The organism is Streptomyces sp. Y7, assembly GCF_043195415.1.
In the GTDB taxonomy this organism is placed as follows: Bacteria; Actinomycetota; Actinomycetes; order Streptomycetales; family Streptomycetaceae; genus Streptomyces.
Map to the genome: position 1 here is coordinate 202,084 of NZ_JBIDDQ010000001.1, position 23,154 is coordinate 225,237.

The following is a 23,154-nucleotide window of genomic DNA, read 5'->3' on the forward strand; positions in this document are numbered from 1 at the left end:
CGACCATCGTCACCTGTCAAGGCGGTGACGATCGCGGCAGCGAAGGCGTCCCCGCTCCTGGGACCGCGCCCGGGGGCAGCGGCGGTAGCCGTGGAACACGAAAGACACATGTGAACACCTTGTGCGGTCGTCACCGCCCTAACAGGTGGCGCGATCACCGAAGGGCCGTCGCCCGCGGGCACCCCTTCGTCCTCGCGCTTGGGCTGGAGTTCGCGGTCCGGTCACCGCGCTTGCACCGAGGCGTCGTACGCGATCTGTTCGAGGAGATCGGCAAGTTTGTCGGGCATGGAGAGAAGCGGGGTGTGGCCGCTGGGGAGGTGGTATGTGGCACCCGTCCTCGCGGCGAATGGCTCCTGGTACGACGGGGGAAGGCTTCGGTCGTCGTCGCAGACGACATAGCTGGAGGGGAGGGTCTTCCAGGCCGCCCGGTCGACCGGTTCGGCGAAGGAGAGCGCGGTCTGGGGCAGCAGCCGCGCCAAAGCGGCCTCCTTCTTGTCCTCGGGCACGTCGTTGTAGAGGGTCACCGCGGGGTTCTCCCGGACCGGGATGACCCCCTCGACCGTGGCGAGGTCCGGTTGCTCGCCGCCGAAGCACGTCATGAGGCTCTCCCCTTCGTCCAGCGCGAAAGCGGCTACGTACACCAGGTGAGACACGTTGGAGGCCCCCGTGGCCGCCTGGGTGAGCGGGGCGCCGCCGTAGGAGTGCCCGACGACCACCAGAGGGGCCTGGAGGGCGTCGATCTTCTCGCGTATCACCCGGGCGTCGTCCAGCAGCCCGGGAAGCTTCCCGCCGGAACCCTCGGAAACCACGCTCGGCAGGTCCACCGTGTGGCTGGTCCAGCCTCGGTCGCCGAGAACGTCCTGGAGCTCGCGCCAGCACCAGGATCGGTGCCAGGCCCCGTGCACCAGGAGGAACTGGTGGTTTCGCGTACGGTCGTTCATCTGGTTCCTTCACATCGTCCGAGCGGCCGTCCCGGTCGGTCCGGCGCGGTCAAATAGGGGTGGCGGAGAGGTCAGGTCACCGCAGGGAGTGGGGAGTCCCACGGGCGGTCCGCGCCGGCCGTGCACCGCCGCCGCGTCCGCCTTTCCGCGACCGGCTCACCGACCAACTGGCGACGCCCGATGAGACTTGCTCCGCCGTGCGCCGCCGCAGCGGCGGTGGTGCGCAGCCCGAAGGAAGTCGCTGCCAGCGTCATACGTGTGACATGCCTTCAGAAGGAGGGGGTTTCTCGCGGTCGACGGCATCTGTCATGTGCCGGACGCCGGGTGAGACATTGCGCGAGAGTAACCATACAACGTGTTCATACATGACGGCTGGCGTGTTGATGCACCGCATCGCGCCGGGAGCGCCTCGGCGTCCTCCGGGTCTGTGCACGCCGCCACACACATGTGAGACAGCCCGGGCGGGATGGGCGGATCAGTCCAATGACTTACGTGTCGCGTCTCGGCCCGCCACCCGGCAAGGGAAACCGGCAGCCAATCGACGGAGGCCGGATGCCTCCGGTGCGACCAGAGTGAGAGACACCTCGCCAGCCAAGAGAAGGGCAGTCTCATGACTCGTACATGGTTGATCACCGGCGCGTCCCGAGGGTTCGGGCGTGCCTTGGCGGAAGCGGTTCTGGAGTCCGGCGACCAACTGGTCGCGACCGCCCGGCGTCCCGAGCAACTGGCGGATCTCGTCTCTCGCCACGGCGACCGGGTACGGACAGTGGCCCTGGACGTCACCGACACGGCGGCCGCTCGGAACGCGGTTCAGGCGGCGGTCGACGCCTTCGGTCGACTGGACGTGGTCGTGAACAACGCCGGGTACGCCAACAGCGCCCCCATCGAGGAGATGGCGGAGGACGACTTCCGCGGTCAGTTCGAGGCGAACTTCTTCGGCGTCGTCAACGTCACCCGGGCAGCCCTTCCGGTGCTGCGCGGACAGCGAACGGGAACGTTCGTGCAGTTCTCCTCGCTCGGCGGCCGGGTGGGGGGCACGGCCGGAATGGGCGCCTACCAGAGCGCGAAGTTCGCCGTGGAGGGCTTCTCCGAGGTTCTGGCCACCGAGGTCGCACCGTTCGGCGTCAAGGTCGTCATCGTCGAGCCGGGTGCCTTCCGGACGGACTGGCAGGGCTCGTCGATGGAGCTGCACGCCGTCGGCGCCGACTACGAGGAGACCGTCGGTGCCATGAACACCTACCGGGCGCAGAACAACGGCACCCAGCCCGGCGACCCGGTCCGCGCGGCCAAGGTCCTCATCGACGTCGTACGGCATGACGACCCCCCGCGTCGGCTCCTGCTCGGTGCGCAGGCCGTGGCCATGGCCCTGGAGGCGGGCGAGGCGCGGGCCGCGGAGACCCGGAAGTGGGCCGAGGCCAGCGGTGCTGCCGATTTCCCGGCCGGGGCGTAGACGCGCCCGGCCTCCAGCGCCCCTCTCGCACAACCAACTGCAGAAATGTCGCTACGGCATCCCCGTCAGCCCCACCGGCCTCATCCTCGTCCCTTCCCCTCCCCCGCCCCCTCTGCACCCTCATCCTCGTCCAAGGGAGATCACCCCATGTCTCGCAAGACCTGGCTCATCACCGGCGCTTCGAGCGGCCTGGGCAAGGCCCTCGCCGAGCACCTCCTGGCCCACGGCGACCAGGTGGTGGCGACGGCCAGTTCGACGCAGGCCACCACCGAGCTGGCCGCGCGCTATCCGCAGACCGCGCAGGCGGTCAGGCTCGATGTCACCGACGCCGGGGACCGCATCGCGGCCGTGCGTGCCGCCGAGGAGCGCTTCGGGAGCATCGACGTCCTCGTCAACAACGCGGCCATCGACTTCGTCGGCGCTCTGGAGGAGCAGCAGGAGAGCGACTACCGCAGGCTGTTCGAGGTCAACTTCTTCGGTGCGGTCGCCCTCACCCGCGCCGTGCTGCCCGGTATGCGCGCCCGGCGCAGCGGCACCATCGTCAACGTCTCCTCCATGGACGGGCTGGCGAGTCTGCCGGCCAACGGCTATTACTCCGCCAGCAAGTTCGCGCTGGAGGGCTTCACCGAGGCCCTGTGGCAGGAGATCGAGCCCATCGGACTGCACGCGATGATCATCCAGCCGGGCTCCTTCCGCACCGGCATCGAGAACCGGACGAAGGTGTCCGGCGAAGGCATCGAGGACTACGCCGCCACGGCCGGGGCCTTCCGCGCCATGATGGGCAACCTCACCCCGGAGATGTTCCCCGGAGATCCGGAGCGCGCCGCTGAGGCGATCCGGCAGGCCGTCAGCGCCGAGAAGCCGGCCCACTGGGTCGTACTGGGCAGCGACGCCCAGCGGCGCATCGGCGTCAAGCTCGATCAGCTGCGGGCGGAGTTCGAGGCGGGTCGGGAGTTGGCGTTCAGCACGGACTTCCCGGGAGCCGCGGACAACGCGGTGCTCTGAGCCGAACGACGCGCCGGCGGCAGGTGGATCGGCCCACCTGCCGCCGTCGGCGTTCGCCGGAATGCTGTGCGGTGCGTACATGCCTCCGTGCGTGCGCGTGTCGGGATGCTGTGGATGCGTGCGTGGTGCGTGCGTGCGTGTGCGTGCGTGTGTGTCTGCGTGCGTGTGTCTGCGTGCGTGCGTGTGTGTGCGTGCTTTGGGATGCTGCGCGGTGCGTACGTCCCGGGTCAGACGGTGACGGTCTTGTACTCGGTGTAGGTGCCGAGGCCGACCGCGCCGTACTCGCGGCCGATGCCGCTGGCTTTGAAGCCGCCGAACGGGCCGTCGAAGGCGACGGAGGCGCCGTTGATCGTGATGGTGCCGGTGCGGACGCGGCGGGCGATCGCGAGGGCGTGCTCCTCGTCGGCGGACCAGACGCCGCCGGACAGGCCGTACTCGGAGTCGTTGGCGATGCGGACGGCGTCGTCCTCGTCGTCGTAGGCGATGACCACCAGGACCGGGCCGAAGATCTCCTCCTGGGCGATCCGCATGGAGTTGTCGACGTCGGCGAAGACGGTGGGCGTGACGTAGTTGCCCTTCTCCAGGCCCTCGGGGATCTGGGGGCCACCGGTGACCAGACGCGCGCCCTCCTCGATGCCGAGCTGGATGTAGTTGCGGACCCGCTCCTGCTGGTCGGGGCGGATCATCGGGCCGATGAAGGTGTCGGGGTCGTTGGGGTCGCCGACCTTGAGCGACTCCACCAGTTCCTTGAGCCCGGCCACGACCTCCTCGTAGCGGCTGCGCGGGGCGAGGATCCGGGTCTGGGCGATGCACGACTCGCCGTTGTTGAGCAGGGAGCCGAACTTCACGCCCGCGACGGCCTTGTCGATGTCGGCGTCGGGCAGGATGATCGCGGCGGACTTGCCGCCCAGTTCCAGGCTGACGCGCTTGAGCTGCTCTCCGGCGATCGCGGCGATGCGGCGGCCGGCCCGGGTGGAGCCGGTGAAGGCGATCTTGTCGACGTCCTGGTGCGACACCAGGTACTCGCTGGTCTCCCGGTCCGCGGGCACCACGCTGATCACACCCTCGGGCAGACCTACCTGTTCGAGCAGTTCGGCCAGGAAGCCCATGCTCAGCGAGTTCTCCGGAGACACCTTCAGGACCACCGAGTTGCCCGCCAGCAAGGAGGGGATGATCTTCGAGGTGGCCGAGGAGAAGGGCGAGTTCCAGGGAATGACGGCGGCGACGACTCCGACCGCCTCACGGCGCACCACGCTGCGCACCGGGGACGCCGGGTCGGAGGGAACGAGGGTCTCCTCCCAGGCGAACTCCTCGGCCGCCTTCAGGTAGGCGTTCGCCTGCCGGGTCAGACCGGGCTGGCCGGCGCGGGTGAACCAGCCCGCCGAACCGTTCTCCAGCGAAATCAGGTGGGCGATCTTCTCCGCGTTCTCCTCACGCAGTGTGTTGAACTTCCGCAGGGCGGCGATCCGCTGCGTGGGCGGGGTCAGGCGCCACTCGCCCGCCTCGAAGGAGGCGCGTGCCGCGGCCACGGCGCGGTCGATGTCCGCCGGCCGCGCCTGTGCGGCGCGGGCGACCACCGACTGGTCGTGCGGCGAGGCGATGTCGAGCAGCTCCGGGTTGCTCGGCTCGACCCAGGTGCCTCCGATGAAAAGCCGGCCGTAGGTGATCATGTGCTTTCTCTCTTCCGGGTGCATTGGGTGCGGGCTATAGAGGCTCGCTTATAACTGCCACTCCAATGTAGCACTTCACTCGATTTAGGTCTCAGGCAAGTGCCATCGCGACACCCGACTCCGCGCATCACCCCTGGTGGAGCCGCCCCTACGGGAGCCGCGAAAGAGGCATGAGCCGTCGGCAAGCGGACGCCGCGACCCCACCGCGGCACACTCGGCAAGCCGGAGGGCGAACAGAGCCATTGAGCGTGTGCGCCGCGAAACGTGTCAGTCGAATGACTGACAGAGGCGACGCGCCGCACACCCCGGCCCGGTCCTCGCAACAGGCCGTCACATGACTGATGTGTCTGATTTCGATACGGACGAGAGTATGGGCATCGACCTTACGCGTCACCTGCTTGACAGGTGACGAGCTCTGTACGAGGGTCGTTACGCCACTGGCTTCACCGCACGGGCCGGTCATCGGAAACGCACGACGGAGGGCTTCACATGATCAACAGGCGTACCTTCAGCAAGGCAGTCAGCCTGGGCACCGGCGCGGCGGCGGTCTCGCTGTCGGGCCTGCAGACCAACGCATCCGCCGCGACCGCCGCACAGGGGCCGGGCGGCGCTTCCGTTCCCGCGGTGGCGGCCATCACCCCCGGCACCCACACCGAGTTCGCCACGCTCAAGCAGGTCAAGGCAGGTCTCCTGGACATCGGTTACGCCGAGGCCGGTCCCGCGCACGGCCCGGTCGTCGTTCTCCTGCACGGCTGGCCGTACGACATCCACAGCTTCGTCGACGTCGCCCCAGTCCTCGCCGATCTGGGCTATCGCGTCCTCGTCCCCTACCTGCGCGGCCACGGCAGCACGAGCTTCCTGTCCCGCCACACCCCTCGCACCGCCGAGCAGTCCGCGATCGCGCTCGACATCATCGCGTTCATGGACGCCCTGAAGATCGAGAAGGCCGTCCTCGCCGGTTTCGACTGGGGTTCGCGGACGGCCGACATCATCGCCGCCCTGTGGCCCGAGCGCGTGAAGTCGCTGGTGTCGACGAGTGGTTACCTCATCACCAACCGCAAGGCGCAGCTGGAGCCCACCCTTCCGGCCGTCGAGCACAACTGGTGGTACCAGTGGTACTTCGCCACCGACCGCGGTGTGAAGGCGATGGAGAACGTCGACGAGCGCATCGCGCTGTGCCGCTACACATGGACGCTCGTCTCGCCCAACTGGAACTTCTCCGACGCCACCTTCGCGCGCACCGCCGAGGCCTTCAAGAACCCCGACTACGCCGCCATCGTCCTCTACAACTACCGCTGGCGCATCAGCCTGATCGACGGCGACCGTCGCTACGACCGCTACGAGCGCAAGCTGGCCGCCCAGCCCTCCATCGGCGTTCCCACCGTCACCCTCGACGCCGCCCTCGACCCCTTCACCGCGCCGGGTGACGGCTCCTCCTACCGCAGCCACTTCACCGGCCCCTACCTGCACCGGACGATCGCGAACATCGGTCACAACCTTCCGCAGGAAGCCCCCACCACCTTCGCCCAGGCCGTGGTCGACGCCGACCACCTCTGAGGGCCGGTCACCTGCGAACGCCGGCGCCCTCGAACGCCGGTCCCGCACGGACGCGCGGGCGATCGCCGGGTGGCGAGCCCGGCCTGCGGCGCGCGGCCGGGAAGGGTGCATCCCTCTCGGCCGCGCCGGTGTTCGGACTTCGATCGCTCCTCGGCAGGCGCCAATTCGCGCACGGGAGGCGGCAGGTGTGCGCGTCCACGGTCCGAGCAATCCCGAACTCGCCGAGCACGTCACCGCCTTGACAGGTGACAAACAGCGTGACAGATTCGTCACTAGTTAAAGCGGTGACGACACCGGCGGAGCCGGAACACCGTAAGTACCGAGAAAGATTCCTGAGAGGGGTTTGTCGTGGTGAGCATCAAGGGTGGACGCAAGCGGCTGATGACGGGCGCGGTCGCGGCGGCCACGGCGGGGCTCGCGCTCGGCGCGTTCGCCCTCAGCGGCCCCGCAAGCGGCGCGACCGAGACCGACCGGGCGGCCGGCGCTTCCAAGCACGCCAAGCCCACCATCGTCCTGGAACACGGCGCCTTCGCCGACGGTTCCAGCTGGAACGGCGTCATCTCCGATCTGCGCGCCGACGGTTACCCGGTCATCGCCGCCGCCAACCCGCTGCGCGGCCCGGCCTCCGACGCCGCCGCCCTGCGTACGGTCCTCGACCATGTCAAGGGCCCGAAGATCGTCGTCGGCCACTCCTACGGCGGCAACGTCATCAGCCAGGCCGCCACCGACGACCCCGAGGTCAAGGCCCTGGTCTACGTCGCCGCGTTCCTGCCCGCCCCCGGCGAGAGCGCCCTGGAGCTCACCAACAAGTTCCCCGGCTCCACGCTCCCGGGCACCCTCGACCCGGTCACCTACCAGCAGGCCGACGGCTCCACCGCCACCGACCTGTACATCCAGCAGGACAAGTTCCCTCACCAGTTCGCCGCCGACGTGCCCGCGCGGAAGGCCGCCCTGATGGCCGCCGAGCAGCGTCCCATCGCCCAGGCCGCTCTGGAGGAGAAGGCCACCACCGCAGCCTGGAAGACCAAGCCCAGCTGGGACATCATCACCACCGAGGACCTCAACATCCCCGTCGCCGTGCAGCGCTTCATGGCCAAGCGGGCGCACGCCCACACCACCGAGGTCGCCGCATCCCACTCGGTCGCCGTCTCCCACCCGCACCTGGTGGCCGACGTCATCGAGCGCGCGGCTCGCGCCACCGTCCGCTGACACCCTCGAGGGCGGCAGGGCCGTAAGGTCCCGCCGCCCTCGGGCGGTACACCGGACCCACCCGACACACACCGCACGTGTGTGCCCTCCGCAGGAGAATCGACGTATGAGCTCTCATCCCGACCCGCACGCCCTCGGTGCTTTTCTCCGGGCCCGTCGGGCCCAGCTGGACCCGGTCGCCTGCGGTCTGCCGGAAACGGGCTCCACACGCCGGGTCGCCGGACTGCGCCGCGAAGAGGTCGCCCAGCTCGCCGCGATCAGCGTCGACTACTACACCCGCCTCGAACAGGGCCGCGTCCGCGCCTCCACCCCCGTCCTGGCCACCCTCACCCGCGCCCTGCACCTCGACGACGACCAACAGCGCTACCTCTACGAACTCGCCGGCCGCCCCCACCAGCCACCCCGCCGCCGCACCGCCCAACGCCTACGCCCCGCCATGCGCCGCCTCCTCGACCAACTCACCCACACCCCCGCCCTCGTCCTCGGCAAACGCCTGGACATCCTCGCCTGGAACACCGCCGCCACCAGCCTCTACACCGACTTCGCCGCAGTACCGGCCGAGCGCCGCAACTATCTGCGCCTCATGTTCACCGACCCCACCATCCGGGGGCTGCACCAGGAGTGGGCACATGACGCCCGCGATGCGGTGGCCGCCGTCCGGATGGAGGCGGGCACCGATCCCGACGACCCGGAGCTGGCCCGCCTGGTCGGCGATCTGACCATCCAGGACGCCGACTTCCGCACCTGGTGGGCCGAACACCGTGTCAACAGCGCGACCTACGGCACCAAGCACTACCGCCACCCCGTGGTCGGCGAACTCACCCTGGACTGCGACACCTGGGCAAGCCCCGACGGCTCCGGACAGCGCCTGATGGTCCTCACCGCCGAACCCGGCACCCCCTCCCACGACGCCCTGCGCATCCTCGCCTCCTGGACCGCGCAGCAGACGGAGCCCGACCCGGCGCGCGGCACGACCCGATAGCGGCCCGCGCGAGCGAACCCGGGCACCCTCGAGCAGGACGCGGCCTCGCAGGACGCGGCCCAGCGGAATACGGGACGGCACGGTGAGGGGCATCCAGGTGGCCATCAGCCTGCCGTGCACCGGCGTCACATTCGCGCCCCGGACGCCCGTCGGCACGGGCACATGTCATATGACCGAGGGGTGCGTGGTGGCCTCGGCGTCCCGCGCCACCCGCTCCAGCAGCCGTGCGGCGTCGGCCAGAGCGGCGTCGGCGTCCGGTACGTGGTGAGCGGTCACCTCGTGCAGGTCGGCGAGAAGGTGGGCGAGGCGGCCCCCGCCGGCGTACGTCAGGGCAAGACTGCCCTCCCACAGGACCTCGCGCAGCCGCACGGGGGTGAACTGGCCGTCTCCGGCACACGCCACGAGAAGTCGGGCCGCGAGGGTGCGCTCCAGCGGCCCCGGGGCCCAGGCGCCTCGGTCGAGATCCTGAGTGAGGGCGGCGGACAGTGCGGTGAGGCGCTCATGCGGCATCGAGTCGGCGGCCTTCTGTTCGGTGCGGAAGATATGTATGTGACCCACCCCGCCGGACGGCACCTGGCAGTAGGTTTCACTCAGAATACGTGTTTCATGTGTGGCTCCGCGACGACGGCTACATGTGTGGCACTGGATCCCCGCCGGGCGCGCGCGGCACCGCGGCCCCATGGCATCACCACCGGAGAGAGACCGGAGCATCGATGAGAGCGGACGCCCGCCACAACCGGCTGCGCATCCTGGAGGCGGCGGCGGAGACGCTGGCCGCCGGTGACACCTCGTTGAAGTCCATCGCGCGCAGAGCCGGCGTGGGCCAGGGGACGCTCTACCGCCATTTCCCCACCCGGGAGTCCCTGGTGCTCGCGGTGTACGGGGAGGAGGTCGAGGAACTGGTGAGCGCCGTGCCCCACCTGTTGAGCGCCCTGTGCCCGCCGCTCGCGCTGCGGACGTGGCTGCAGCGCATGCTGGACGTCGGCGCGTGCACGCCGGAGTTCGCGGACGCCATGAGCACGGCCGGCGGGGTCCTGACCGAGCAGTGCCGGCAGGCGTACCAGCCGCTGCTGGAGGCGTTGTCGGCGCTGGTGGAGGCCAACGAGAAGGCCGGCACCATCGTGCCCGGGACGACGGCCGAGGATGTGCTCCTACTGCTCGGACCGCTGTGGCGGGTCGGTGGGCACCATGAGAGGCGCGACCGGTCCGGACGCCTCCTGGAGGTGCTCGTACGGGGCCTGTGTCCGTCGGGAGCTGCGCAAGTGGCGGAGTCCGGTCAGTAGACGTCCTCACCGAGGAAGAGGGCGAGCGGCTTGCAGCTTGCAGCTTGCAGGCGAGGACGCACCACGCCGGAACGGCCGTCCCGGATCCCTGTCGGTCGCGGCAAGGATCCAGGACGGCCGCCGGTTCACTTCAGACCCCAGCCATCAGGCGGGCACGATGTTGTGATTGAAGCGGAAGACGTTGTCCGGGTCGTAGCGCTTCTTCACCGCGGCGAGCCGCTCGAACCGCCCCACCCCGAACAACGCGCGCACACCATCGGCATCCGTGGCCTCGTCGGGCGACAGGAAGTTGACCATGCCGCGCTCCGCCGCCCAGGGCGCCAGCCCGTCCACCAGCCGGGCCAGTTCGGCCCGCAGCGTCCCCGCCTGGTCCAGGGCGCCCACCGCGAACGCGAAGACGACATAGGGAAGACCCCGGCTGGGCACCGCGTTGGGGAATTCCCCTTCCCGGTCGAAGGCTCCGCCGAGCGACCGGATCTCGACGTTCGCCAGAGTGCACCCCGACTCCGCACCGGTCAGCTCCACCAGCGTCCCCGCCGTCTTCTCGGAGAACTCCGCCAGGCAGAGACTGCGGTCGAAGTACGGCATCGGGTCCACCGGATCCATGTGGATCTCCCCGATCGAGGTGAAGGGCTTCTCCTCCACCAGATCGATGAGCACCGGCGCGGACTCCCGCAGCGGGGCGATCAGTTCGGCCCCCTCGGCCGCCGGGCCGAGATGCCCGATCCGCAGGTGGATCACGAACGCGCCGCGCAGCGGCTCGGGCAGCACGGGGACGTCGGGCAGGCGCTGGATGCCCAGGGACGAGGTGGTCTCCTCCCCCACCGTCGGCAGCCAGGCCCGCCAGGCGTCCAGCACCTGCGGCAGGTGCTCACCCGCGAAGAAGAGGCCGCCGCCGTAGAACCGGGTGACCGGGAACACCTCGAACTCGATCTCGGTCACCACCCCGAAGTTGCCCTTGCCACCCAGCAGCGCCCAGAACAGATCCGGTTCACTCCTCGGTGTCACGCGGCGCGCCTCGCCGTCGGCCGTGACCACGTTCAGCCACCGCACATGGTCGGCGGCGTAGCCGAGACTGCGGCCCAGCAGCGGGCTCTGGCCGCCGCCCAGTGTGTACCCGATGACGCCGACCTCCGGCGCCGAGCCGACGATGGGGGCGAGCCCGAACTCCGCCGTGCGCGGCAGCACCTCGCTCCAGCGCACACCCGCCTCGACCCGGGCCGTGCGGTTCCGCTCATCGACGGAGACGCCCTTCATCCGCTCCGTGGTGATCAGCAGTCCGCCCTCGGCCGACGCGACGATCTGATGGGCCGCGGACTTCACCGCCACCGGCAGCCCGTGGCGCACGGCGAACCGGACCGCCGCCCGCACATCGGGCTCACTGCGCGCGCCCACCACAAGGGCCGGGCTGAGCCCGCAGTTCAGGTTGAACGTGGCGCACTCAGCCGCGTAACCCTCCGATCCGGGCTCCAGAACCGGGCCCTGAACTACGCGCCGCAGAGCCACCACGTCCTCCGGGCCCCAGTTCACACCTGCCGTACGTGACACGTCCGCACTCATCCTGATCACAACCTCGCTCACACCCGAAGGCGTCATTACCTGACACGAGTGAGACGAGCAGAACGCTCTGTACCGTTCACACCAACCTGAGCCACGCACCACGCACACGTGTGCCCGACGGCGGATACGTGGGCGGCGGCCGGCAGACTTGCCGAACCCTTGGCACGCATCAACGAAACGATCTACGCCGAACCATCGATGCGCTCAGGAGCACCGCCCCATTGCCCTCGACCCCCGACCGCGCTGACGCGGACGGATATGGACGTCCCTCAGGATCCAGTGATTGCATGGGCCGCACGGAGACAGGTGCGGGCGCATCAGACGGACCTCACCGGGCCTCCGGACGTCATCCGTTGGAGGCAGCTCGTTGACTCCTCCCCCTCCTGAAGGAGGAGGATTCCTGACTCACTTCGCCTGTCGCCTAGCAGGTGGCAGGGCTTACAAGATCAACACCAGTCGGGTTGAGACCAGCCCGGAGCAGCATCACGCGGGCGCTGTTCTTGTCTCTCGGGGAGACGGCTCCGCACGCGGTGCAGGTATACGTTCGTTGGGAAAGAGGGAGTGCGTGCTTGGTTCTCGCTCCGCACTCGGCGCAGTCCGTGGTGGTGTGCGCGGGGTGGACCAGGTGTATGGCCCGGCCGTGCTTCCGGGCCATCTCGACCAGGGCCTTCTTTGTGGCACTGATCGCCGCGTCGGCGGCCTTGCGCGCCATGGTGGTCTTCGCGAGGAACGTGGGCCGGAAGTCCTCCACGGCAATGGCGTCGTGGTCGCGTACGACCCTCTTGGCCCACTTACGGCCGGTGTCCATCCGCTGAGCGGCCACCTTGCGGTGCAGTCTGGCGGTATGGCGCTTCGCCTCACGGTAGCCCTTCGAGGCGGGATGTCCCTTCTTCGGCTTCCTGCGGGCCATCATCCGCTGGTAGCGGGCAAGCTTCTGCGCGGCCGTGCGCCCGTGCTGCGGGTGGGGAAGGTCGTGGCCGTCGGATGTGGTGGTGGCGGTCTCCTTCACGCCCCAGTCGATCCCGATCACACGCCCGGTGGAGGGCAGCTGTTCGGTAATGGCCGGGACGACGAAGGATGCCCACCAGTGCCCGACCGCGTCCTGGTGCACACGCACGCTCGACGGCGGCTTCGGCAGTTCCCGCGACCACACCGGCCGCACCACGATCCCGCCGGCAAGATGCAGGTGGCCGTCCTTGAGACGGAAGCCGCGCCGTGTGTATTCGAGGGTGGGCAGTGCCTCACGTTTCTTCTTGTACTTGGGCATGCCGGCCCGTTGCCGCATCGGGACACCGGCCTTGATGTCCTTCAGTGCCTTGGCGCGGGACTTGCCGAAGTCGCGTATTACCTGCTGCTGAGGAACGCACGCGCCTTCCCGCAGCCATGCTGTGCGGGCGCGGGCCTCGGTCAGCATCGCCGCGAGTTGGACCGGCCCGCACGTCGTCCTCTCGTCAGTCGCCCGGTTGTGCGCGTGGACGGCCCTGGATTTGGCGACGCACTCATTCCACACCCAGCGCAACCGGTCCCACTCCGTCTCCAGAACAGAACGGGCCGTGGACGACAGACGCAGACGGTAGGTGTATCGGCAGTGGCCAGTCGCCTCCGTGGTCGCCTCTGTCGTCATGCGTCCCAACCTACCTAGGAGGACTGACAGTTGGGACCTCCAGCAATACAAGGTGGCTTCACCTGCGCTTCGGTCTACGCCGATCCGCCCAGCCCGCGAATCGTCTTTCCCTGCCCCGCTCCCGCGTGAGCTTCGTTTCCTCCTCCCGCTGAAGTCGGGGGTATCCACGAAGGAAGACCTGATGAATGACCTGGACCGGATCGTCTGCCCTGCCTCGACACGGCTGGTCGGGCGCGACGGGGACCTCGGCTTCATCGACTCCTTCTTCAACGACTCCGCGGTGCACGGTGCGGCGCTGCTGCTCTCGGGCGAGGCGGGGGTCGGCAAGACCGCCGTGCTCGACGCGGTGGCTTCCGGTGCCGTGCGCAACGGCGTCCGGGTGCTGCGCGCGGCCGGTGTGCAGTTCGAGGCGGACATCAGCTACGCCGGCCTGAACCAGCTCCTGGTTCCCCTTTTCGACGACTTCGACGTCCTGGATGCCGTGCACCGTGACGCCCTGCGGGTCGCGATCGGGATCGGCGGCGGGCCGGCGCCCGACCGGCTTCTGACCTCGACCGCGGTTCTGCTGCTGCTGCGGCTGACATCGGCTCGGACGCCGCTGCTGATCGTCGTCGACGACCTGCCGTGGCTGGACCGGGCGACCAACGCCGTGCTCGGTTTCGTGGCCCGGCGGCTGGTGGGCAGCCGGATCGGCTTCCTCGCCGCCTCCCGTACCGGCTCCGAGAGTTTCTTCGAGTCCAGTGGTCTGACCGAACGGCGGCTGGAGCCGCTGGACGACGCCTCGTCGGCCGAGCTGCTCGCCCTCGCGCACCCGGACGTCTCTCCCGCCGTACGGCGCCGTATCGCGGCCGAGGCGCGCGGTAACCCGCTGGCGCTGGTGGAGTTGCCGATGGCGCTCTCCGCAGAGCAGCGCACGACCCTGGCGGCGGTGCCCGGTGTGCTGCCCCTCAGCGAGCGGCTCCAGGCCATGTTCGCCTCACGTGTGTCCGGGTTGCCCGATCGGACCCGGGAGTTGCTGCTGCTCGCGGCTCTTGACGGAACCGGTGACCTGACCGCCGTCGAGGCGGCCGCGGCGGACCGGGCGGGTGTCGACGACCTGGCTTCCGCGGAGCTGCACCGGCTGGTGACGGTCTCGACCGACAACCGGCGGCTGGCCTTCCGTCATCCGTTGATCGGTTCCGCGGTGGTGGAACTGGCGACGGCCGCCGAACGCAGACGCGCCCATCGGGCGCTCGCCGATGTGTTCGGCGAACGGCCCGAGCGTCGCGCCTGGCATCTGGGCGAGGCGGCGACGGGGCCGGACGAGTCGGTGGCGGCGCTGCTGGAGGAGGCCGCGGGCCGTCGGCTGCGGCGCGGGGACGCGCTCGGCGCGGTGGCGGCGCTGACCCGTGCCGCGGGACTGAGCCCGACGGCGTCCGAGGAGAGCCGCCGGATGGCCTTGGCGGCGTATGTGGGGGTGGATTCCAGCGGCGAGTTGGACGACGCCTCGCGGCTGCTGGCCGGGGCTCAGGCCCATCCCGCCGGTCAGCAGTCCCTGCACGCGGCGGCCGCGTCCGCGTTCCTGCTGATCAACAGGGACGGTGACATGGACACCGCGTACCAGCTGCTGATCGGCGCCATCGAGTCCGGGGAGCACGGTTACGACGCGTCGGACGACGGTCTGGTGGAGGCCCTGCACGTGCTGGTGCTGCTGTGCTGGTACGGCGGGGATCCGAAGTTGTGGGAGCCGCTGCTGACGTATGTGGAGCGGTTGACTCCCGAGCCGCCCGAGCTGCTGTGGGTGATCACCCGGACCTTCGGCGATCCGGCGCGTACGGGCGCCGCGGCGCTGCCCCGGCTGACGAAGCTGATCACCACAGTGGGCGACGACCCCACGCGGGTGATCCGTGTGGGCACCGCCTCGGTGTTCGCGGACCGGCTGGGGGACTTCCGGTGGGCCACGCGCCGGTTGGTGGAACAGGGGCGCGCCGGGACCGCGCCCGTCCGCCGTCATCTGGGCGCGTTGATGCATCTGGGTCTGGACTATTTCCATCTGGGCCGCTGGGACGACGCGGCCGAGCTGGCGGCCGAAGGGCTCGGCCTGTGCGAGAACCACGACTACCGGTTCTTCGCGTGGTACTTCCAGTACATTCAGGCGGCTGTGGCCGCGGTGCAGGGGGACGTGGGCACCAGTGCCGGGCTGGCGGAGGAGATCGTGCGGTGGGCGACTCCCCGGGGGACGCACGGCGCACGGTATTTCGCGTGCCACGCCAGGGCTCTCGCCGCCTTGGGTAGCAACGACTTCGAGACCGCCTACCAGCATGCCTGTGCCCTCAGCCCGCCCGGGACCGTGGCCCCCTACGTGCCGATCGCGATGTGGGGCGCCATGGATCTGGTCGAGGCCGCTGTGCGGACCGGCCGGGAGAAGGAGGCGGCGGCGCACGCGGCGGCGATGCGTGCCTCGTCGATGGCCGCGCTGTCGCCCAGGCTGGAGCTGTTGGTGCTCGCCTGCGAGGCGCTGACCACGCCGGGAAAGGCGTCGCTCGCGCTTTTCGAGAAGGCATTGTCCCTGCCTGATCCGGAGCGTCGGCCCTTCGACGTCGCGCGCGTGCGGCTGTTCCACGGTGAACGGCTGCGGCGGCTGAGGGCAGCGTCGGAGGCCCGAGAGCAGTTGTCGCAGGCGCTGGAGGTGTTCCGACGCCTGGGCGCCAAACCCTGGGTGGCGCGGGCGGCGGCGGAGCTGCGGGCCGGCGGCCATTCCGGCTCGGCGGCCGCCGGACCGGGCGCAGGGTCGCTGACCGCTCAGGAACTTCAGATCGCGAGGCTGGCGGCGACCGGGCTGACCAACAAGCAGATCGCCGAGCGGCTGTTGCTGTCGCATCGGACCATCGGCACGCACCTGTATCAGGTCTATCCCAAGCTGGGCATCACCTCGAGGGCCGCGCTGCGGGACGCGCTGTCGGGGCTGGAGAGCGACGGCGGCGGCTGAGCCGCCGGGTGTGGGGTGACGCTCTGTCGTGGGCCGAGTCATTTGACCTATGCCGGGGTCGTGGCCCCCGCGCACAGTGGATGCGGGGATGTCCTGTTGAGGTGTCCTCTCCGCGGTGGCTTCGTCCGACGTCACCTCGCGCCACGTATGAGGGGGGAGCCGGAATGTCCGGTGCCTCGGATGGCCATCCGGACATCCACTGGCCGTCGGGTTTCTCGCCCGACCAGGCGCACGGTTTCTGCCAGGCGCAGGCCGTGGTGGACGCTCCGCCGGATCTGGCCTTCTCGCTGCTCATGGATGTGCCGCGGTGGCCGGAGTGGGTGCCGGGTCTCACCGAGGTGCGGGCCGGGCCGCTCGTCCGGAGCTTCGAGGTGTGGTTCCACGGCCATCGGTTCGAGTTGTTCCCGGGAGAACATGTGCCGTACGCGCGGGTGGGGTGGTCGGGTGTCGGTGCCGGTGTGCAGCTGTATCAGGCGTGGCTGCTCACTGCGGTGTCCGGCGGCACCCATGTGGTGACTGAGAACGTGGTCCGTGGTCCGGCAGCCAAGTCGTTGACGGTGTTGTCCCCGCTGTGGGTACAGCGTTTGAACTCCTTGTGGGTCACGCAGCTCAAGCGGCTTTCGGAGCCGGGCCGCCAGGACGACGACGCGTAGCCCGAGTGGTGAGCGGTCAGGGCGTGCCGCCGGCCGGCACCCCGTGGGGGCGTCGGCCGGTCGCGGCGTGGTATGCGGTGAGTCAGGCGGGGACGGATTCCTCGGTGGTCGCGGGGGTGGACGGGCCGGAGGCGGGGGTGTCACCGGTCTTCCGTGCCGGCTTCAGGAAGAGGGCGAGGAGGATGCCGACGGCGAGGGTGGGCGCGATCCAGAGGTAGCCGGTGGCCGTGGCGTGGGCGAAGGCGTCCAGTGCGGTGTCGCGCAGGGCGCCGTGCAGCCGGCCGATGGTGTCGGGGCGGGTGGCGTCGAAGCCGCCCGCGGTCGGCAGGGCGTGGGTGCGTTCGGCGAAGCCGGTGTTGAGGAGGGTGCCGAAGACGGCGACTCCGAAGGCCGCGCCGATGGAGCGGGCGAAGGTGACGACGGCGCTGGCGGCGCCGAGGTCGGTGGTGGGCACGCTGTTCTGGACGGTGGTGAGCACGACCATGGGCACCATGCCGATGCCGATGCCGGTGATCAGGAAGTAGACGCTCAGTACGAGGGTGTTGGTCGCTGCTCCGATGGTGCCCAGCAGGAGCAGTCCGGCGAGGTTGGCCGCCAGTCCCGCCAGGAGGATCATCCGCAGTCGGGCGGCGTGTGCGGCCCAGCGTCCGGCCAGGGACTGGCTGACGACGAGTCCTGCGACGAGCGGCAGCATGTGGATGCCGGAGAGGGTGGCGGAGACTCCGTGGACGATCTGGAGGTAGGTCGGGAGGTAGACCAGTACGGAGAACATCGCGGCGTTGGCGAAGAACCCGATGAGGGAGGAGAAGACCACTGTCCGTGAGGCGAACATGGCCGGCGGCAGGACCGGGGCGGCGGCGCGTCGTTCGACCGGCACGAGCACGACGGCCAGTGCGAGGGTGGCGGCGATCAGGCCGACGATGGCCGGTGACCCCCAGCCCCAGCGCTCGCCGAAGGACGTGACGAGGACGAGGCCGGTGGCGATGGCGGCCAGCACGGTGGCGCCGAGGTAGTCGATACGGGCCCGGGTGCCCCGGGTGGCGGCGGGCAGTGCCCGCGCGGCGATGGTCAGGGCGACGATGCCGACCGGGAGGTTGACGAGGAAGGCCCACCGCCAGGACAGCTGGTCGGTGAAGACACCGCCCAGCAGGGGGCCGGCGATGCTGGCTACGCCGTAGACCGAGCCGAACATGCCCTGGTATCGGCCGCGTTCGTTCGGAGCGACGATGTCACCGACGAGGGCGAAGGTCAGCACGATCATGCCGCCGCCGCCCACGCCCTGAAGTACGCGGGCGCCGATCAGTTCGGGCAGGTTCTGTGCCAGGCCGCAGGCCACGGAGGCGGCCAGGAAGACCGAGGTCGAGGCCAGGTACAGCCGCTTGCGGCCGAACATGTCGCCGAGCTTGCCCCACAGCGGGGTGACCGCTGTCGAGGCGAGCAGGTAGGCGGCGCTGACCCACGCGATGTCGTCGAACCCGTTGAGGTCCTCGGCTATGCGGGGCAACGCGGTCGAGACGATCGTCTGGTCCAGGGCGGCGAGGAGGACCGCCAGGACCAGTGCGCTCATCGCGGCGGTGACACCCCCTGCCTTGGCGGAGGAGGACTTGTCTGCCTTCGACATCGGAGGATGCCTTCCTAGAGGACTCATTGATCTGCCACTATCAGATCTATCTGTCACTTGACTGTAGCACTTAGATGGCAGGGTTCTACTCCCGAGAGACGCTAGATGTCTCCGGCATCACATTTCGCCACTAGACTCGGCGCGGTGAGAGCCGACGCAGCGCGCAACCTCGAAGCCGTCCTGACCACCGGCGCACGCATGCTCGCAGCCGACCCCGGCGCCAGCATCGCGAGCATCGCCGCCGAAGCAGGAGTCGACCGACGCACCGTCTACCGCCGCTTCGCCTCACGCGAGGACCTCCTCGCGGCCATCTACGAAGCCCGGCTCACCGCCATCGAACACGCCATCGACGACGCCCGGCTCCGCGAAGCACCCGTCGCCGTCGCCCTGCACCGCTACGTCGAAAACATCATCACCGTCAACCGCACCTGGCCCGTCGACCTCACCCGCATGCTCACCGACCACACCGTCCACACCCGCCGCGACGCAGCCATCCAGGAAGTCGACACCTTCCTCCAACGCGCCACCGACGAAGGACTCCTCCGCCGGCAACAGCCACAGGGCTGGGCGAGCGCGCTGCTGCCCCAGCTGATGCACCTGGTCTCCCAGCAGATGCCCGAGCTGAGCGCGGGTCAGGCGGCGGATGTCGTCGTCGACACCTTTCTGCACGGCTTCGGGACGTCCTGACACACCGCCGGCCCGCCTGGGCTCAGGGAGGCCTCCGGCCGAGATGCGTCGGCGGCGAAGAGGAGGGCTTCTCACCTGCGTAACCGGTGCGCTCCCCTCCTGCTTCACCCTGTCCGCCGCCTCGCCGAACGGCGGGCAGAATGAGCGGATGGATCCGGCGCACACGACTTCGCAGCAGGCCCGGCAGGAATCCCCCCGCAAACGGGCCGACGCCCGCCGCAACCACGAGCGGGTCTTCGCCGCGGCGCTGGAGGTCTTCGAGGAGTTCGGGCTCCAGGCCACGGTCCCGCAGGTCGCCGAGCGCGCGGAGGTGGGCAAGGCGACGGTGTACCGCAGCTACCCGGCCAAGGAGGACCTGGTGGCGGCGGTCGTCCGGCACCGGCTGGCCGAACTGGACCGGGTCACCGCCCCCGCACTGGAGCGGGCCGGAGCCGCCAGCACCTTCGACACGTACGTGATCCTGCTCTTCGAGAACCTCGCCCGGGACCGTCTGCTGTCCGAAACGCTGGCCGAGGGGCCGTCGACCGGTTACACGGGTCCCCTGCTGGACCGGCTGACCGCTCTGATGAACGAGGCCAAGGCCGCGGGCCGGGTCCGCCCGGACGCGAGCCCGCTCGATCTGCGGGTGGTGTTGTGCGGCATGTGTCTGCAGCTGATCAAACTCGAGGAGCGGGACCCGGCGCTGTGGCGCCGGTACGGCGAACTGACCCTCCAAGCGCTGCGGCCCTGAGCCGGGCCCTGCCATTGTGTCCGCCAGGAGCCTCGGCCGCTCCGGTGCACGCTCACTCCATTTCCCAGCGGTCAGCCGCGAGCCCCGCCTCTGCGTCGGTGTGCACATGGCAGTACACACATATGAGTCTGTCCCCACACATGCGCTACCGTCCCACCGAACGCGTCCGGCCGCCCTCCTACGGCGACACATGTCATATGTGAGGCAGCTCGGCGGGTACAACAAGAACTGTTTCGGCCATACCGGGTGACGGAACACCGTCGAGGCATCTAATCTTCTGCGAGAAGTGTGAGTGCGCATACGGGCCGCCTGGCCTGCGCGCATTCACACGGCCGCCCGGCATGTGGCTGCCCGGGACGACGACGTACCCTCGCCCTTGCGCCTGGCGTGATCCGTGCACACAGACGCGAGACCGTTCGAGCCGGGGAGGTTCAGCGGTGAAGGGAGTGGGGTGTGGAGTCGATCGCCAGGACCATGGTCGGCCGCAAGAGCGAGCAGGAGGTGCTGTCGGCGTTCGTGACGGCGCCCGAGGGCCGAGCTCTCGTCCTGCGTGGCGACGCGGGGGTGGGCAAGAGCGCATTGCTGGACCACGTCATCGAACTCGCCGCCGACAAGCACAGGGTGATCAGGGCTGCGGGCGTCGAAGCCGAGTCGGAGCTGCCGTTCGCCGGGCTGCATCAGTTCCTGTATCCGCTGCTCAACCATCTCGACGGGCTGGACGAGGCGCATCGGAAGGTCTTCGACGTCGTCTTCGGCAGAGGCGAGGACACTCCCCCTTCGGTCATGACGCTCGGGATCGCCGTCCTCGACCTGCTCTCCCTCGCCGCCTCCCAGCAGCCGCTGTTGCTGGTGCTCGACGACGGCCAGTGGCTCGACACCTCCAGCACCGAGGTGTGCGGTTTCGTGGGCCGCCGGCTGACCGGCAGCTCGGTGAAGCTCGTCGTCGGTCTGCGCTCCGGCGTCCCCTCCGGCTTCGACACGGCCGCACTGCCGGAACTGCCCGTCACCCCGCTGCAGGAGAACGTGGCCGAGCACCTCCTGGACCAGCGCCACCCCGGGCTCGATCCGCGGGTCCGCGATCTGGTGCTGGACGAGGCCCAGGGCAACCCGCTTGCCCTGCTCGAACTCCCGCCCTACATGCGCGGCGGCCGGACCGGACGCAACTCCGAGGAACGGTTGGGCTACACGGGCGTCCCGCTGCCTCAGCGGCTGCAGCAGGTCTACGGCGCGCGCATCGACTCCCTCGACGCGGGAGTCCGCGCCGAACTGCTGCGTGGTGCGCTCGACGGTGTCGGAGCCGGCACCGCGGCCGACCGCACCCGGGGCACCCGTTACCGCATGCGCGATGTCGACGAGGCGGTGGCCTGCGGGCTGCTGGACATCGACCCGCTCAACGGCGATTTCGTCTTCCGCCACCCCCTCGTCCGGTCCACCGTCGTACAGACCGCCACACCGAACGAGCGCCGCGCCGCACACGCGGCCCTCGCCCAACTGCACCACGACGACGTCGAACGACGAGCCACCCACCTGGCAGCCTCCACTGTCGACCCCGACGAAGACGTGGCGACCGCACTCGAGGCAGCCGCCGACTCCGCCACCCGACGAGGCGGCGCGGTCACCGCCGTCGCCTGGCTGACCCGCGCCGCCGAACTCAGCGAAACCCGCGAGGAACGCTCCAGACGACTGGGCGACGCGGCGTACGTCGCCGGGCACTCCGGACGCCTGGATCATGCCCGGCAGTTGGTCCTCTCGGACACCGGCTCCGGCACCGCCGACTCCCCCTCATCGGTGGTCGCGTCGGGCTACGTCGCGTTCTTCGAGGACGGCGATGTGCGGTCCTCACAGCGCCAGGTCTTCGCGGCGATCGAGAGCATGCGCGACAGCGGGGTGCAGGAGCCGAACGAAGTGCTCACACGCCTGATCGACCTGCTGCTGGCCGTCAACCAGTACGCGAGTGACCGGGACGCGTGGGAGCGGACTCACCAGTTGCTGGACTCGTTGGGCGACCTGGTCTCCTCGCACTCACGCATCTACCAGGACGCGTGGGGCGACGTGGTACTGCGCGGTGCCGGCGTTCGGGATCGGGTGGACCGCGCCCTCGCCTCTCTCGGAGACCTGGAGCCCTGGGACATCACGCGGCTGGCGGTCGCCGCCTATCACGTGGACTCCCTCAGCCCGTACCGGCCGCATCTGCAGCGCATCGTGGACCGCGAGGTGGAGACGGGTGCGCTGGCCGACGCGATGACCATGCTGCATCTGATCATGCTGGACCAGATCGCGGTCGGCGAATGGGACGAGGCCGAACGCACCGGAGCACGCTGCCTGGAACTGACGACCACGCACCGGCACACTCTGTTCGTCATGCATACACAGGCGTATCTGGGGCAGATCGCGGCACTACGAGGCCACACCGACCGAGCACGCGAACTCCAGGCCACCGTCGACACCTGGGCCCGCCCCCGCGGCATCGGCTTCCTCACGCAGATCACCGACACCATCGGCACCACCGCCGCGCTCGCCGACGGCGACTACGAAGCCGCCTACCTCCACGCGATCGGCATCACACCTCCTGGCACCTTCACCCCCTACGCCCACCAAGCCCCCCGCACCCTCCTCGACCTCACCGAAGCCGCCCTGCACACCGGTCGCACCCAACAAGCTCACACCCACGCCCTGGCCGCTCACCAGAACAACCTCCACCACCTCTCCCCCCGGCTCGCCCTGATCACCCACGGCGCCCTCGCCCTCACCACCCCCGACCCCGCCCACGCCACCACCCACTACCAACACGCCCAGAACCACCCCGCCGCCACCACCTTCCCCTTCGAACTCGCCCGCATCCAACTCGCCCACGGCATCCGCCAACGCCACACCCACGGCCCCAAAACCGCACGCTCCCACCTCACCCAGGCCGCGGAAACCTTCGAACGACTCGGCGCCACCCCCTGGGCCCAGCGCGCCCGAGCCGAACTGCGCGCCACGGGCCTCACCACTCGCACCACCACCCACCACACCCCGCTCACCTGGCAGGAACACCGCATCGCCGACCTCGCCGCCCGCGGGCTCACCAACAAGGAAATCGGCGAACAGACCCACCTCTCGCCGCGCACCGTCAGCTCACACCTCTACCGCGTCTTCCCCAAGCTCGGCATCACCTCCCGCGCCGCCCTCCGCGACGCACTGGGCAGGATCTCCGACGACGAGAACGTGTGAC

At 69.7% G+C, this 23,154-nt stretch carries 17 protein-coding genes; 11 read left to right on the forward strand and 6 right to left on the reverse strand.

What is annotated here, in order from left to right:
- Nucleotides 1–221: 221 nt before the first annotated feature.
- The gene (locus ACGFW6_RS00815; RefSeq protein WP_393503012.1) at nucleotides 222–941 is read right to left on the reverse strand and encodes an alpha/beta hydrolase; all 720 of its coding nucleotides are present in this window, start codon (nucleotides 939–941) and stop codon (nucleotides 222–224) included.
- A 610-nt stretch (nucleotides 942–1,551) separates the two neighbouring features.
- Here ACGFW6_RS00815 and ACGFW6_RS00820 point away from each other — a divergent pair.
- Both ACGFW6_RS00820 and ACGFW6_RS00825 read left to right on the forward strand, forming a co-directional pair.
- Nucleotides 1,552–2,391 (forward strand): oxidoreductase, encoded by an 840-nt coding sequence (locus tag ACGFW6_RS00820; protein WP_393503014.1) that lies wholly within the window; start codon nucleotides 1,552–1,554, stop codon nucleotides 2,389–2,391.
- 147 nt (nucleotides 2,392–2,538) lie between these two features.
- The gene (locus tag ACGFW6_RS00825; RefSeq protein WP_393503016.1) at nucleotides 2,539–3,396 is read left to right on the forward strand and encodes an oxidoreductase; all 858 of its coding nucleotides are present in this window, start codon (nucleotides 2,539–2,541) and stop codon (nucleotides 3,394–3,396) included.
- Nucleotides 3,397–3,623: 227 nt separating this feature from the next.
- Here ACGFW6_RS00825 and ACGFW6_RS00830 read toward each other — a convergent pair whose 3' ends face one another.
- Nucleotides 3,624–5,066 (reverse strand): aldehyde dehydrogenase, encoded by a 1,443-nt coding sequence (locus ACGFW6_RS00830; RefSeq protein WP_393503018.1) that lies wholly within the window; start codon nucleotides 5,064–5,066, stop codon nucleotides 3,624–3,626.
- Nucleotides 5,067–5,555: 489 nt separating this feature from the next.
- On the opposite strand from ACGFW6_RS00830, the gene ACGFW6_RS00835 reads away from it, so the two are divergent.
- From ACGFW6_RS00835 to ACGFW6_RS00845, 3 genes are all read left to right on the forward strand, one after another.
- Complete coding sequence (locus ACGFW6_RS00835; protein ID WP_393503019.1) at nucleotides 5,556–6,623, forward strand: alpha/beta fold hydrolase; 1,068 nt, start codon at nucleotides 5,556–5,558, stop codon at nucleotides 6,621–6,623.
- 348 nt (nucleotides 6,624–6,971) lie between these two features.
- Nucleotides 6,972–7,832: an alpha/beta fold hydrolase gene (locus tag ACGFW6_RS00840; RefSeq protein ID WP_393503021.1), complete on the forward strand. Its 861-nt coding sequence runs from the start codon at nucleotides 6,972–6,974 to the stop codon at nucleotides 7,830–7,832.
- 106 nt (nucleotides 7,833–7,938) lie between these two features.
- Nucleotides 7,939–8,814: a helix-turn-helix domain-containing protein gene (locus tag ACGFW6_RS00845; protein WP_393503023.1), complete on the forward strand. Its 876-nt coding sequence runs from the start codon at nucleotides 7,939–7,941 to the stop codon at nucleotides 8,812–8,814.
- A 165-nt stretch (nucleotides 8,815–8,979) separates the two neighbouring features.
- On the opposite strand, the gene ACGFW6_RS00850 is transcribed toward ACGFW6_RS00845, so the two are convergent.
- Nucleotides 8,980–9,372: a hypothetical protein gene (locus ACGFW6_RS00850; protein ID WP_393503024.1), complete on the reverse strand. Its 393-nt coding sequence runs from the start codon at nucleotides 9,370–9,372 to the stop codon at nucleotides 8,980–8,982.
- Between the two features lie 155 nt (nucleotides 9,373–9,527).
- Between ACGFW6_RS00850 and ACGFW6_RS00855 the strand changes: the two genes are divergently transcribed.
- Complete coding sequence (locus ACGFW6_RS00855; protein ID WP_393503025.1) at nucleotides 9,528–10,097, forward strand: TetR/AcrR family transcriptional regulator; 570 nt, start codon at nucleotides 9,528–9,530, stop codon at nucleotides 10,095–10,097.
- A 144-nt stretch (nucleotides 10,098–10,241) separates the two neighbouring features.
- On the opposite strand, the gene ACGFW6_RS00860 is transcribed toward ACGFW6_RS00855, so the two are convergent.
- Both ACGFW6_RS00860 and ACGFW6_RS00865 read right to left on the reverse strand, forming a co-directional pair.
- A complete protein-coding gene (locus ACGFW6_RS00860; RefSeq protein ID WP_393503027.1) occupies nucleotides 10,242–11,645 on the reverse strand; it encodes an FAD-binding protein in 1,404 nt (467 codons plus the stop codon).
- 433 nt (nucleotides 11,646–12,078) lie between these two features.
- Complete coding sequence (locus tag ACGFW6_RS00865; RefSeq protein WP_393503029.1) at nucleotides 12,079–13,281, reverse strand: RNA-guided endonuclease InsQ/TnpB family protein; 1,203 nt, start codon at nucleotides 13,279–13,281, stop codon at nucleotides 12,079–12,081.
- A 181-nt stretch (nucleotides 13,282–13,462) separates the two neighbouring features.
- Between ACGFW6_RS00865 and ACGFW6_RS00870 the strand changes: the two genes are divergently transcribed.
- Together ACGFW6_RS00870 and ACGFW6_RS00875 are read left to right on the forward strand one after the other, a co-directional pair.
- A complete protein-coding gene (locus tag ACGFW6_RS00870) occupies nucleotides 13,463–16,249 on the forward strand; it encodes an ATP-binding protein (RefSeq protein WP_393503031.1) in 2,787 nt (928 codons plus the stop codon).
- 164 nt (nucleotides 16,250–16,413) lie between these two features.
- Nucleotides 16,414–16,902 (forward strand): SRPBCC family protein, encoded by a 489-nt coding sequence (locus ACGFW6_RS00875; RefSeq protein ID WP_393503033.1) that lies wholly within the window; start codon nucleotides 16,414–16,416, stop codon nucleotides 16,900–16,902.
- Between the two features lie 82 nt (nucleotides 16,903–16,984).
- On the opposite strand, the gene ACGFW6_RS00880 is transcribed toward ACGFW6_RS00875, so the two are convergent.
- Nucleotides 16,985–18,523: an MDR family MFS transporter gene (locus ACGFW6_RS00880; protein ID WP_393503035.1), complete on the reverse strand. Its 1,539-nt coding sequence runs from the start codon at nucleotides 18,521–18,523 to the stop codon at nucleotides 16,985–16,987.
- 198 nt (nucleotides 18,524–18,721) lie between these two features.
- Here ACGFW6_RS00880 and ACGFW6_RS00885 point away from each other — a divergent pair, with 198 nt between their 5' ends.
- The 3 genes from ACGFW6_RS00885 to ACGFW6_RS00895 all read left to right on the forward strand — a co-directional run bounded on the left by ACGFW6_RS00885 (nucleotide 18,722) and on the right by ACGFW6_RS00895 (nucleotide 23,153).
- The gene (locus tag ACGFW6_RS00885; RefSeq protein ID WP_393505031.1) at nucleotides 18,722–19,210 is read left to right on the forward strand and encodes a TetR/AcrR family transcriptional regulator; all 489 of its coding nucleotides are present in this window, start codon (nucleotides 18,722–18,724) and stop codon (nucleotides 19,208–19,210) included.
- A 148-nt stretch (nucleotides 19,211–19,358) separates the two neighbouring features.
- Nucleotides 19,359–19,940, forward strand: a complete 582-nt coding sequence (locus tag ACGFW6_RS00890) for a TetR/AcrR family transcriptional regulator (RefSeq protein WP_393503037.1) — start codon at nucleotides 19,359–19,361, stop codon at nucleotides 19,938–19,940.
- 474 nt (nucleotides 19,941–20,414) lie between these two features.
- Nucleotides 20,415–23,153, forward strand: a complete 2,739-nt coding sequence (locus ACGFW6_RS00895) for an ATP-binding protein (protein ID WP_393505033.1) — start codon at nucleotides 20,415–20,417, stop codon at nucleotides 23,151–23,153.
- Nucleotide 23,154 lies beyond the last annotated feature (1 nt).